General features: G+C 35.5%; 10 protein-coding genes. 3 read left to right on the top strand and 7 right to left on the bottom strand.

The window, feature by feature from the left end; all coding sequences use genetic code 11:
* Positions 1 to 6: 6 nt before the first annotated feature.
* Both murJ and BUL40_RS08295 read right to left on the bottom strand, forming a co-directional pair.
* Entirely contained in the window at positions 7 to 1,299 is a 1,293-nt protein-coding gene (murJ, locus tag BUL40_RS08300) for a murein biosynthesis integral membrane protein MurJ (protein WP_176465464.1), read from the bottom strand.
* Between the two features lie 40 nt (positions 1,300 to 1,339).
* Positions 1,340 to 2,422 (bottom strand): glycosyltransferase family 4 protein, encoded by a 1,083-nt coding sequence (locus BUL40_RS08295; RefSeq protein WP_080318858.1) that lies wholly within the window; start codon positions 2,420 to 2,422, stop codon positions 1,340 to 1,342.
* A 129-nt stretch (positions 2,423 to 2,551) separates the two neighbouring features.
* Between BUL40_RS08295 and BUL40_RS15920 the strand changes: the two genes are divergently transcribed.
* Entirely contained in the window at positions 2,552 to 3,022 is a 471-nt protein-coding gene (locus tag BUL40_RS15920) for an acyltransferase (RefSeq protein WP_317044011.1), read from the top strand.
* On the opposite strand, the gene BUL40_RS08285 is transcribed toward BUL40_RS15920, so the two are convergent.
* The 5 genes from BUL40_RS08285 to BUL40_RS08265 all read right to left on the bottom strand — a co-directional run bounded on the left by BUL40_RS08285 (position 3,019) and on the right by BUL40_RS08265 (position 9,700).
* Positions 3,019 to 4,710: an Ig-like domain-containing protein gene (locus tag BUL40_RS08285; protein WP_141239651.1), complete on the bottom strand. Its 1,692-nt coding sequence runs from the start codon at positions 4,708 to 4,710 to the stop codon at positions 3,019 to 3,021. The two genes, BUL40_RS15920 and BUL40_RS08285, sit on opposite strands and share 4 nt — an antisense overlap.
* A 256-nt stretch (positions 4,711 to 4,966) precedes the next feature.
* Positions 4,967 to 6,250 carry a nucleotide sugar dehydrogenase gene (locus tag BUL40_RS08280; protein WP_080318855.1) on the bottom strand — a complete coding sequence of 428 codons (1,284 nt, stop codon included), beginning with the start codon at positions 6,248 to 6,250 and terminating at the stop codon, positions 4,967 to 4,969.
* A 1-nt stretch (position 6,251) separates the two neighbouring features.
* On the bottom strand, positions 6,252 to 7,583 hold the full coding sequence (locus BUL40_RS08275; RefSeq protein ID WP_080318854.1) for a UDP-glucose dehydrogenase family protein: 1,332 nt from the start codon (positions 7,581 to 7,583) through the stop codon (positions 6,252 to 6,254).
* Positions 7,584 to 7,590: 7 nt separating this feature from the next.
* Complete coding sequence (locus tag BUL40_RS08270) at positions 7,591 to 8,589, bottom strand: SDR family oxidoreductase (protein ID WP_080318853.1); 999 nt, start codon at positions 8,587 to 8,589, stop codon at positions 7,591 to 7,593.
* Positions 8,590 to 8,689: 100 nt separating this feature from the next.
* Complete coding sequence (locus tag BUL40_RS08265) at positions 8,690 to 9,700, bottom strand: NAD-dependent epimerase (protein ID WP_080318852.1); 1,011 nt, start codon at positions 9,698 to 9,700, stop codon at positions 8,690 to 8,692.
* Positions 9,701 to 9,941: 241 nt separating this feature from the next.
* Between BUL40_RS08265 and BUL40_RS08260 the strand changes: the two genes are divergently transcribed.
* Complete coding sequence (locus BUL40_RS08260) at positions 9,942 to 11,078, top strand: DegT/DnrJ/EryC1/StrS family aminotransferase (RefSeq protein WP_141239650.1); 1,137 nt, start codon at positions 9,942 to 9,944, stop codon at positions 11,076 to 11,078.
* Positions 11,075 to 13,021, top strand: a complete 1,947-nt coding sequence (locus BUL40_RS08255; protein WP_080318851.1) for a polysaccharide biosynthesis protein — start codon at positions 11,075 to 11,077, stop codon at positions 13,019 to 13,021. Before BUL40_RS08260 ends, BUL40_RS08255 begins: the two co-directional genes overlap by 4 nt.
* The last annotated feature ends 1 nt before the right edge of the window (position 13,022 follow it).

The raw sequence follows: 13,022 nt of genomic DNA, 5'->3' as shown, positions 1-13,022 counted from the left end.
ATAAGTTTAACCTGTTATTACTGAATTTTGCCGTTGTAAGTATCTTAAATAAAGATATATTGTTGTTGCCCTTAAAGCAGTAATTATAGTTGTGCAAAATGCAATGCCAAAGATGCCATAAAACCTTATTAAAATATAATCCAGTATAACGTTAATTACAACAGAAAGAAATGCGATGTACGCTAGGATATTATTTTTATTTATACTTGTTGAAAAGTTTACCATTATCATTCCACAAATTTTAAAGGGTAAATAAGCTAGAAATATTTGTTGGATATTGGAAACTACATAGCTATCTTCTTTTGTAAAATTATTTCGTTGAAATAATAATTCTACTATAAAATCACTACAAAGTATACCTGTGAAAGCTACAATAAGTGTGAAAAAAAAAACAAAATTTAAATTTTTAAATAAATTTTTAAAAGCTAAACCCCTATTATCCAAAGCTGCTTTAGAGAAATAAGGTAGCAACACATTATTAAGTGCTATTACAAGGATACTGGTTGCAAACGCTGGTATTTTTAATCCATAGTTTAAAGCCGCTAAAGAACCTATGATTAGTTGAGCAGCAAAAAATTGGTCTACCACCTCTATAAATGCCGTAAATAGAGAAGAGCTTATTTTTGCGGGTAATTGTTTAATTAATAAAATTATATTTTTTTCTTTGAAGTATACCTTTCCTAAAGGTTTTAATCTTTTAAAAAAAACGATTATTGTTAGAAATACAGCGGAAGATATTGCGCCTAATAACGTGCCCCAAGCAAGTATATTTGCTCTATTAAAAAATTTAGATAACAGTACCAGTACAATAATAAATATTGGAGTAAAAATATTAGCAATAGTACTTAATTTGTACTCTTCATGAGCATTAAGGAGGGCTCCTAGTATAGATGAATACCCCCAAAATAGTATAGAAGGACTTATAATATATAATTGACTTTTAATTAAATTATAATAAGATTCGTCTTTCCCCGGAAACATGTAATTTAAATAAGAACTATAGAATAAAGTAATTATTATAACTGACAATATGCTGAATACAAGCGTAATAGTTAAGCTTGTTGCAATAAAACTGGAAGAATCCTTGTTTTCTTTTAAATTAAGAATATAGTTAGGGATAAAAATAGTTTTGTAGGAACCTATGAAAACAGAATTGATTAATCCTGGTATAATTAAAGCAATAAAAAAGGTATCTAACTCTACAGATAGGCCAAACTCTGCAGCAATTATGGTTTCTTTATAAAATCCTAATAGACTTATTGCGAATGTAATTCCACTTACAACTAAGATATTTCTCAAAAGACTCTTTGAGAAAAGTCGTTTAATTTTGTCAAGGATATTATTCAAGATTATTTTCTATTAATGTTTTCCATTTTTCAATCACAGTCTCTACTTCAAATTGTTTGGCTGTTTCATGAGCCTCATTACCCATTAATTCTATTTTTTCTTGATTATTGACCAGTGTATTGATTTTTTGTGCTAATTCATCAACATTATCTACTTTAAATAAATAACCATTTTTGTTATTTATTATAATTTCATTTGGCCCAGAGTCACAATCCGATGAAATAACCGCTAACTTCAAATACATTGCTTCTATTAATGCATTTGGAAAACCTTCATACCTAGATGGGAAAGCAAAAATTTTAGCCCTATTGTAATGGCGAGAAATATCCATTTGTTTCCCTAATAATTTGATTTTTTGTGTTAAGCCTAATTCCTTTATTAGATTTTCATATTCTGTTCGCTTTGGCCCTTCTCCTATCAGAATTAGTTTCCAATCATCCAAAGCTAATTTAGCAAAGGCCTGGATAAGAATTTCTTGACCCTTTTGTTCTGATAATCTTCCCACATTGAGTATAATATTCTCTTTCGAAAGATTTGTAGGCAATTTTATATGCTTACTTAAGGGGTTAGGTAGTATTGAAATTTTTTTTGCATCTACATAGGGAAGAAAATAATTTTTAACAAAATTTGTCTGAACTACTAGATGATTTGCCCAAGGATAGGTTATTCTACGTAAGACCCTCCAATATTTAACAGTACAATTTTTATAAGGATTATTCCGCTCACTTATAATGGTTTTACTGGATATACCTAATGTAGCTATATTTATTAGAATATTAGTATTGGTAAGAAATGAAATAACAATATTAAATTTACCATTTTTAATAATTTTTCTAAGTTTGCTTATAAGCTTAATATTTAATTGAAGTGCATTTTTAATCCCCTTACTTGGTGGTATATAATCTAAACAATGTATGATTTTTATTTTTGGATTAATCCTATAAAAAGGCTTATTTTTTTCTAAAATTACAATTGAGACATCGTAATTTTGGCTAAGATTGTTTGCTAAAGTTACCAAAACTCTTTCTGCGCCACCAGAAGTTATCGAGTGTATGACAAAACAGATTTTTTTCATCTAATAATTTAAACAATAGGTGTATTTAACAGTCTTCAATTCAAACTAAAATCGTATTTAATCAATACTTATGTTAAACGATCAAAAGTAAAACTTATTGGTAAGAAAATTGTTTTTAACGGTAAGCCTTTGATTGAAAAAGATAAAAATGCAACAATTGTGATAGAGGATGAAGTTGTAATCAACTCAAACAATAAGACCTACCATGTAAATATGTTTGGTCCTTGTAAATTTAAAGCTGAAGATAAAGGGTCTATTATAATTGGTAGGAATAGTAGAATACATGGAACTTGTATTCATGCAAGAAAATCTATTTCAATTGGAAGTAATTGTCTAATTGCGGCCAATTGTCAAATATTTGATAGTAATGGCCATGATTTGTGTATGGAAGAACCAAGTAAACGTATAGGAACCAAAGGTACTTCCAAACCAATAGTCATAGAGGCTAATGTATGGTTAGGTGTTGGAGTGGTCGTTCTACCAGGTGTCACAATAGGCGAAGGAAGTGTTATTTCCGCAAACAGTGTAGTGCATAAAAATATTCCCGCCAATACAATCGCTGGCGGGAATCCTGTAAAACTTATTGGCAAAAACAGTTAGTATACTAAGCTGTTCAAATATTCTTCTATTATGGTGTAACCATCACCATCTAAATCTTCAGTGGGCTTTATTAGGGTAGAACCAAAATTTGTTACTTCCCATATATCGGAAATACCATCGTTGTCTGAGTCAAAATTTAAATCTCTACTAGTTTCACTTAGTGAAGGATATCCTCCTACTTGGTTTTCATGCGTAATCAGATTTCCTGTTTCATTAATAACCTGATCTATAATTCGTTGATCGGCTTCGTCTCTATGTAAATTATCACCAATGTAACTTAGAAAATCCTGTCCTAATGAAATAGCACTCTTAACATCATAATCGTTGTTGAAGTTTGGAGCAGATACTATGAACGGGTTTGCTCTAGCGTTCCAATTAGCTAACTTTCCGTCATCTATACAGTCATCGATGTAGACAGATGATTGGTTTATATCAAATTCGCCTTTCTCCATTTTATAAGTTTCATATAATCTATTGATGTTGGGGCCGGTGACATATTTATTGCCTACAAAATCTACTACATTTCCTTCTCTAAACCAAGTAGATCGAATGGTTCCATAGACGAAATTATTAATCATTTCTCCACCTTTTCCCGCTTCACTAGAAAAGGCCACATTTCTATCACTGGTATGTGCAATAAGATTATTATAAAAAGATACATTATAGGCAAGATTGACCAAAACACCATAACCTTTATCAATGTTCTCCGCTAATAGACAATTTTGGATAGAAATATTTTTTGTCTTAACGGATGTATCTGTTTGTGGAGAAGTTATATCCAAAATTCCATCATGTGCCCATGTAACGGAACAGTGATCTATTATAATGTTTTCTATTGAATTGCCCCCGGGCCATGAAACAATTCTTATACCGTCATCCGGTTCATCGCCTCCCGCTTGTCCTACACCGTTAGGGTCATATGCATTTTTTCCAGGTCTAATTTTAAGATATCTTACAATAACGTTTTCTGCTTCTATCCATAAAGAAGCACCACGTATACATATTCCCTTACTGGGTGCACTTTGTCCTGCAATCGTTATATTACCATTTTTAATTCTGATAGGAGTTTTAGCATTTATATAACCAGATACTTCAAAAACTATAGTTCTTGGTTCGCTAATTTGTTCAACACCATACCTTAAACTGCCTTCCCCTTCGTCATTTAAATTAGTAACTTTATATACAATACCTCCTCTTCCACCAGTAGCGTTTTTTCCGAATCCAAATGCTCCGGGAAATGCTTTCAATTCACCCGAATAATCAGTGGTGACATTAACAGATGCGTTCTTCACATCAGAGTTACCATCCGTATCTGTTACTTTTAAAGTATATTGAAACTCATCATTAACTTTGCCACCATTTAATTTTGCATTGGTGTTTTCAATAGGTTCATAATTAATAGTATTGTCATCGTTAATAGAAACTATTCCCTCTTTAGGTGTGCTTAAACTGATTAATTCAGAAGTGTAACCAGATGGAATTGTATCATTCCCAAGAACATTAAGTATGGAAATGTCTTTTTCTCCTGAGACATGAAAGGTATCATCATTGATAATGAAGTCTATGGAAGAGCTACTTTCGCTAATTTCTCCACTGTTTTTTTCATCTTCCGTTCTTTGTTCAATTTCTGTATCGAACAGTTCACTGTCTTTGTTGCATGAAGTGGTAAAAATAACAACGCATAGCAAACTAATTGTAAACATTAATTTGGGCCTTAAAGTTTTCATAAGTAGGTAGATACTATTTTGTGTTTATCAATGTAATTCGGGAAGTAAAATTATTACATTGTTTAACTCTATCGATAAAAAACTTAATTTTTTCGATGAAATGCATAAAAACAGTAAAACCTGTTAACTCTCATAGGTATAAAGTTAACTCATTTAAAGAACGTCAAATTTAAAATTTGACGTTCTTTAAAAAATTAAGATTAATGATCATCAATATTTACAACCTAGCATCCACACCTTTTTCTAGTATACCTTTTACATCATATAAAATACCTGGTTGGTTTAGTTTTGCCCGGAGGTCTAGCCCTAAAAATTCTTTGTGGGCTACGGTAAGTATAACGGCATCAAAGGTAGTTTTGGGTAGTTTGTTTACCGTATCTAACCCATACTCGTGCAAAACTTCTTCTGGGTTGGCCCATGGGTCATATACCGTTACCTCTGTGCCGTATTCCTGTAGCCCTGTAACTACATCTATTGCTTTGGTGTTACGTACATCTGGGCAGTTTTCTTTAAAGGTGATGCCCAACACCAAAATTTGGGCACCTTTTACCTTAACATCTTTTTTAAGCATTAACTTTACCACTTCGCCGGCCACATATTTGCCCATACCGTCATTTAAGCGCCTACCGGCCAAGATTATCTCTGGATGGTAGCCAAAGGTTTGGGCACGTTGTGCCAAGTAGTAGGGGTCTACCCCAATGCAGTGCCCACCTACCAAACCGGGTTTAAAGGGTAAAAAGTTCCATTTGGTGCCTGCCGCTTCCAATACGGCGTGGGTATCAATATCCATAAGGTTAAAAATCTTGGCCAGTTCGTTCACAAAGGCGATGTTGATATCTCGTTGTGAGTTCTCTATAACTTTGGCTGCCTCCGCTACTTTAATAGTAGGGGCCAAATGGGTGCCAGCCTCAATAACCGCAGCGTATATTCCATCTACTTTTTTACCTATTTCTGGCGTAGATCCAGAAGTTACCTTCAGTATTTTTTCTACGGTATGTAATTTGTCTCCCGGATTAATACGTTCTGGGGAATACCCTACATAAAAATCCTCGTTAAAGTGCAGGCCACTTACTTTTTCTAAAACAGGAACGCATTCTTCTTCCGTTACACCAGGATACACAGTAGATTCATATATGACCAGATCCCCTTTCTTAAGCACCTGCCCCACGGTTTCGCTGGCCTTATATAAAGGGGTTAGTATAGGTCTGTTGGTTGCATCTACGGGAGTTGGTACCGTAACCACAAAAACCGTACAATCTTTAATGTCTGCCAACTGATTGGTACAAAAGAGACCAGGTTCTGTAAGTTGTGCCTTTGGCATTAAAACGGCTTGCAATACTTTGTCTTCAACTTCTAAGGTGCTGTCTGTACCGTTCTGAAGTTCTTGTATGCGGTCCGTGTTAATATCAAAACCAATTACGGGGAATTTGGTAGCAAACAAACGGGCCAAGGGTAGGCCTACATAGCCTAAGCCTATAACAGCGATCTTGTGGTTGTTCATATTATATTTTTTTTCCTATTTGGTGGTATTCAAAACCTAAGCTTTCTAGGCGTTGATCGTTATATTGGTTACGACCGTCAAAAATTACGGGTTGTCTTAATCTTTCTTTAAGTTCTAAAAAGTCTGGAGATCTAAATTCTTTCCATTCGGTCAACAACAAAAGGGCATCCGCGTTATTTAATGCATCATATTTAGAAGATGCGTAATGAATGGCGGTAACTTCTTTTAAATAAAACTCTTGTGCCTCATGTACGGCTTTAGGATCGTAGGCTTGTATGTTGGCTCCCAAATCGGTTAGTTTTTTAATAATGTAGATGGCCGGTGCCTCGCGCATATCGTCCGTACCGGGTTTAAAAGCCAAGCCCCATACAGCAAACGTTTTTCCTTTAAGGTCTTTTCCATATTTTGCAATTACTTTTTCCGCGACAACTAATTTTTGCCTATCGTTTACATCTTCTACGGCGTGTAGCAATTGCGCTGTATACCCATTTTGTTCTGCTGTTTTCTTTAAAGCTTTAACGTCTTTAGGAAAGCAAGAGCCACCATATCCGCTTCCAGGATAAATAAAGCTATAGCCTATGCGACTATCCGATCCTATACCAACGCGAACTTTATTGACGTCTGCACCCACTTTTTCGCAAATATTGGCAACTTCGTTCATAAACGATATTTTAGTAGCCAGCATGGCGTTGGCCACATATTTGGTCATTTCCGCAGAGCGTACATCCATTACCAACATGCGGTCCATGGTACTTCTAAAAAATGGAGCATACAGTTGACGCATTTTTTCCGCGGTTTCTTTATTGTCCGTTCCGACTACCACGCGGTCTGGCTTTAAAAAGTCGTTAATGGCATCACCCTCTTTTAGGAACTCAGGGTTGGATACTACGTGAAAAGGAATTTCTGCGCCACGTTTGGCCAACTCATTTGCAATTACCGTCTTTACTTTGTCTGCCGTACCCACAGGAACGGTGGATTTATCTACAACAATTAAAGGATGGCTCATGTGCTGGCCTATGGTTTCTGCTACTTTTAAAACATATTGTAAATCTGCGGAGCCATCTTCTCCCATTGGGGTGCCTACGGCTATAAATGCCATGTCGCACTTATCCAAACAATCTTTTAGTTGGGTACTAAACAATAGGGTTTTATTAGCTACATTCCGTTGTACCATAGCCTCTAGGCCCGGTTCATATATTGGAATAATACCATTTTTTAGGTTTTCTATTTTTTGCTTATCTATATCTACGCAGGTAACCGTATTGCCCATTTCTGCAAAACAGGTTCCCGTTACTAAGCCAACATAGCCCGTACCAATTATGGTTAATTTCATTTGTATTTTATTTTAGGTTGTTCCAGTACCAGTGTACTGCTTCTTTAAGTCCTTTGTTTATATTGTATTGGGGGTTATAGCCCAGTAAGTTCTTAGCCTTATCTATCGCAGCCAAACTATGGGGTACATCACCTTGCCTATTGGGGCCATAGATGGTTTTTACCGAAGCAATTTTAGGGTCGTACTGGCTTAAATAGTCTTTTAGTAGTTCTAATAATTGATTTAGCGTGGTGCGTTCGCCATAGGCTACATTGTAAACGGTGTTGATCGCTTCTGGCTTTGTGGCTAAAATAGCCCTAATATTCATTTCAATTACATTATCTATGTAGGTGAAATCCCTAGAAAAACTACCATCTCCATTAACCGTGGGCGACTGGTAGGCCATTAATTGCATAACAAATTTTGGAATTACCGCCGCATAGGCGCCATTAGGATCTTGTTTTCTGCCAAAAACATTAAAATAACGTAATCCTATGGTTTCCAATCCATACGTTTTAGAAAAAATATCGGCATAAAGCTCGTTTACATATTTGGTAATGGCATAGGGTGATAATGGTTTTCCTATTACCGCTTCTACTTTAGGCAGGTTTTTAGAATCACCATAAGTAGAAGAGCTGGCCGCGTACATAAACCGTTTAACCTTGGCATCTCTTGCCGCAACCAACATATTAACAAAGCCAGACACATTTACATCATTGCTGGTTATAGGATCGTTGATTGATCTTGGTACAGACCCTAATGCCGCCTGATGTAATACATAATCTACGTGCGAACAAGCGGTTTGGCAATCTTCTAGATTACGTATATCTCCTTCTATAAAGTTAAAAGTGTCGTATGCTTGTAAGGGAATAAGATTTTCTTTTTTTCCGGTAGCAAAATTATCCAAGCCAATTACAGTATTGCCGTTTTTTAATAAGGCTTCGCATAGATTGGAGCCTATAAAACCGGCGCTACCCGTTACCAGTATGCGCAAGGTGGGTTTTAAGTTTAAATGAGAAATATCCATCTAAATAGGTGTATTATTTATAAAATAAGATTCAAAGATGCTAGAATTAAATCTGTTATACGTAGAATCTAGACAAAAATATAATTTTTGGGTTAAGCGGTTATAGTTTATAATATGCTTTGAACCAATCAACAAATTTTTTAACCCCAACCTGTATGCTGGTGTCTGGTTTGTAATTGTAATCTTGTTCAAGGGCACTACCATCTGCCCAAGTGCGTTCCACATCGCCAGGTTGTATGGGTAACCATTCTTTTTGCGCTTCTTTTTCCATATTTTTCTCTATTTCTTGGATAAAGGTACCCAGTTGCTGCGCACTGTTATTTCCAATGTTATACACTTTGTGGGTAGCCTGTTCTTTGGGCGTGGTCACAATTCTGGTTACGCCTTCTACAATATCATCTATGTATGTAAAATCTCGCTCCATTTTTCCATGGTTAAAGACTTTAATGGGTTTGTTTTTTGCTATGGCATCAGTAAACAGATAAATAGCCATATCTGGTCTTCCCCATGGCCCGTAAACTGTAAAAAAACGCAAACCCGTGGTAGAAAATTTATACAGATGGGTGTAGGTATGCGCCATTAACTCATTACTTTTTTTAGTTGCCGCATACAAGCTAACAGGGTGGTCAGTGCGATCTTCTGTTGAAAATGGAATTTTAGTGTTCATACCATACACACTAGAGCTACTGGCATAAACAAGATGTTTAATATTGTGCTTTCTACAACCTTCTAAAATTGTTAAAAAGCCAACTAAGTTACTATCTATATAGGATTCGGGATTTTCTAAACTGTAACGTACCCCAGCTTGAGCGGCCAGGTGGCAAACCACGTCAAATTTGAATTCTTCAAAAAGAGCCGGAACCGCCTCACGATCCTCAAGATTCAATTTAATAAAGGTAAAATTGTCTTGGTGTGTATTACTTGTCTCTAATTTACCATAAGCCAGATTTTTAGTATTGATGCCCAACTGTGCAAGGCGATCCAATTTTAGGGATGGTGCGTAATAGTTGTTTATATTATCTAAACCAACTACCTGGTGTCCTGCAAGTATTAATCTTTGGCTGGTATGGTAGCCTATAAAACCAGCGGCCCCAGTTACTAGAATTTTCATTACTACAATGTTTTAAAAGCGAAGGTAATATTAATTGAATTTAAAATTATAACTGCAAAGGAATACAAGGACTAAGTTGTAAAATTAAATTGTAGGTAAACGGTAAGAAATAATAGACCAACCTTACATTTGTAAAAGAAACCAACATTTAAACGAGTTAATTTTATCATATAACGAATTGAAGTTTACGAGTTCTTTCATAAATAGGATTTGGCTGTATATTCGTTTACAAATCAATTAAATGAGCAGCACCCTAACCCAAAAACGAATATGGTTATCTTCTCCCCACATGGGTGGCGAAGAGTTAGAGTTTGTAAAAGAGGCTTTTGCAACCAATTGGATCGCACCCCTAGGGCCGCATGTTAATGCTTTTGAACAAGCACTGGAGGGGCATGTGGCTCAAGACAAACAGGTAGCTTGTCTGAGTTCTGGTACCGCCGCATTGCATTTGGCTTTAATAATGGCAGGTGTTGGTCCAAAAGATGTTGTGCTTTGTCAAAGTTTTACTTTTGCCGCTAGTGCCAATCCTATAGTTTATTTGGGGGCAACTCCTGTTTTTGTGGATAGTGAAGAACGTACCTGGAATATTTGTCCGGAACTTTTGACACAGGCAATAGAAGATCAACTAGCCAAGGGTAAAAAACCCAAGGCTATTGTTGCGGTACACTTGTATGGTATGCCTTACGATCATGACGCCTTAGAAGCAATTTCTCTTACATATGATATTCCTATAATTGAAGATAGTGCAGAAGCCATGGGCAGTACTTATAAAGGGAAAAACTGTGGCGGATTAGGAGATTATGGTATCTACAGTTTTAATGGTAACAAGATAATTACTACCTCTGGTGGTGGTGCTCTTATTTGTAAAACAAAAGAAGAAAAGGAGAAAGCGGTATTTTTAGCGACACAGGCACGTGACCAAGCACCACACTATCAACATAGCACAATAGGTTACAATTACCGATTAAGTAACGTGCTTGCTGGAATTGGGCGAGGACAACTTAAAGTTTTAGCGCAGCGTGTGCAAAAAAGAAGGGCAAATTATGCTTTTTATGAGGAAGCGCTTAAGGAATTATCCGGTGTTACATTCTTGAAAGCCGCAGAAGGCTACTTTAGCAATAGGTGGTTGAGTTGTATACTTTTAGAAAACTTTGAACAACGAGAAACCTTGCGGTTAGCCTTGGAATCTCAAAACATAGAATCTAGGCCATTATGGAAACCCATGCATTTACAACCTGCTTTTAAACAAGAAAAATCTTATGTAAATGGTACAAGCGAAATACTTTTTAAGAGAGGTTTGTGTTTACCTAGCGGTTCCAATTTAACAACAGAAACCTTAAACCAAATCTGCCAAATTATTAAACAAACTTTATCATGATACAAAGATTGTTACGCAATAAAGAGTTCAAAATTGTATCTAAATGGACGGTTTTAGCTTTTGATGCCGGTATAATTTTATTTTGTTTCGTTTTAGCCTACTTAATACGCTTTAATTTAAGCTTGAATTTTGATACGGGTATGTTTTGGAAACAATTACCCATTGTCGTGTTCGCTTTTATTATCTCATTTGTAGTAACAGGCAGTCACAACGGCGTTGTTAGACATACAGGGGTAAAAGATGTATACCGTATTTTTAATGCCATTTGTATGGCAAGTATTGCCCTAATCTGTTTTATAATGCTAAACAGGGTATATATTATGGTGCCAGAATTTACTATTCCACTTTCTATTATTATCATAAATAGTTTGTTGGCATTTATTGGGTTAACCGTATCTAGATATTTTTTTAAATCTTGTTATGAGTACATTATTAGCAATAATTCCAGTGTAACCAAAAATATAATCATTTATGGAGCAGGTGAGTCTGGTATTCTAACCTACCATACCCTTACTAACCACTCTAAAATGAAGGTGAGAATTGCTGGATTTATAGATAGTGACTTGCAAAAAATAGGGAAGCAAATAAATGGTGTAAGGGTTTTTGATAAGAGTGTTTTAACGGAAGAATTCGTGTCTTTGCAAGGAGTGTCCGAAATTGTTTTTTGTATACAAGCCATAGAGCCCAGTAAACTACGTATATTGGTAAATGAGTTGGTAGATTTACCAGTAAAGGTGAAAATTGTACCGCCAGTGGAGGATTGGATAAATGGTGAGTTGAAACTATCGCAAATTAAAACCGTACAGATTGAAGATTTGTTAGATCGTAAACCCATACAAATTAAAAATAGTAAGGTTGCTAACGATTTTGATGGACAAACTATAGTAGTGACGGGAGCTGCTGGTTCTATTGGTAGTGAATTAGTAAGACAAATTGTGAGATACAATTACCACAAACTTATTTTAATAGACCAAGCAGAATCGCCGTTGTATGATTTACAGCAAGAACTAAAACAATCTGGTTTTCATAATTTTATTCCAATAGTAGGGGACATCCGGGATAAGAACAACATGGCAAATATTTTACAAGAACATATGCCAACGCGCGTTTTTCATGCCGCGGCGTATAAGCATGTACCGTTGATGGAGGCCAACCCTTATGAAGCCATACGTATAAACATAATGGGGACCAAGAATTTGGTGGATCTTTGCTTACGGTTTAAGGTAGAAAAATTTGTTTTTGTCTCTACAGATAAGGCTGTTAACCCAACCAATGTTATGGGCGCAACAAAGCGTATTGCAGAAATGTACATAAGTTGTAGGCAGCAAGAGAATAAGACAAAGTTTATTACCACAAGGTTTGGTAATGTTTTAGGTTCTAATGGTTCAGTAATACCTCTATTTAAAAAACAAATAGAAAAAGGAGGCCCTTTAACAGTAACGCATAAAGATATTACCCGTTATTTTATGACCATTCCAGAGGCAGCTCAATTAGTTTTAGAAGCAGGAGCTATGGGTAAGGGCGGTGAAATTTTTATTTTTGACATGGGTGAATCCGTGAAAATATTTGATTTGGCTAAAAATATGATTCGCTTATCTGGGTTAAGTTATCCAGATGATATTGATATCAAAATTACCGGATTAAGACCAGGTGAAAAATTATACGAGGAGTTATTGGCCAATGGTGAAAATACCTTACCTACGTATCACGAAAAAATAATGATAAGTAAAGTACGGGAATTGGATTATAAAGTTGTTAGAGGTTTAATTGATGAGTTATGTGTTTCCAATTTGTTCTTTAAAGAGAGTATTATTCCACTAATGAAGAAGATTGTGCCAGAATACGTTTCTAACAATTCGCAATTTTGTAGATTTGATGCTGTAGCAAAAACATCTGTAGAACCATTAAAAACACACTTGCTAAAACCTATTAAACAAAACTAAC

The organism is Croceivirga radicis, assembly GCF_002072105.2.
Lineage (GTDB): Bacteria > Bacteroidota > Bacteroidia > Flavobacteriales > Flavobacteriaceae > Croceivirga > Croceivirga radicis.
The sequence above is the reverse complement of the archived record's forward strand: the minus strand, read 5'-3'. Positions and strand labels throughout refer to the sequence as shown.

What these genes read in the sequence shown, in the direction of transcription:
- BUL40_RS08295 (WP_080318858.1), bottom strand. Translation starts at nt 2,422, where the DNA reads ATGAAAAAAATCTGTTTTGTCATACACTCGATAACTTCTGGTGGCGCA.
- BUL40_RS08260 (WP_141239650.1), top strand. Translation starts at nt 9,942, where the DNA reads ATGAGCAGCACCCTAACCCAAAAACGAATATGGTTATCTTCTCCCCAC.
- BUL40_RS08280 (WP_080318855.1), bottom strand. Translation starts at nt 6,250, where the DNA reads ATGAACAACCACAAGATCGCTGTTATAGGCTTAGGCTATGTAGGCCTA.
- BUL40_RS08255 (WP_080318851.1), top strand. Translation starts at nt 11,075, where the DNA reads ATGATACAAAGATTGTTACGCAATAAAGAGTTCAAAATTGTATCTAAA.
- BUL40_RS08265 (WP_080318852.1), bottom strand. Translation starts at nt 9,700, where the DNA reads ATGAAAATTCTAGTAACTGGGGCCGCTGGTTTTATAGGCTACCATACC.
- BUL40_RS08270 (WP_080318853.1), bottom strand. Translation starts at nt 8,589, where the DNA reads ATGGATATTTCTCATTTAAACTTAAAACCCACCTTGCGCATACTGGTA.
- BUL40_RS08275 (WP_080318854.1), bottom strand. Translation starts at nt 7,583, where the DNA reads ATGAAATTAACCATAATTGGTACGGGCTATGTTGGCTTAGTAACGGGA.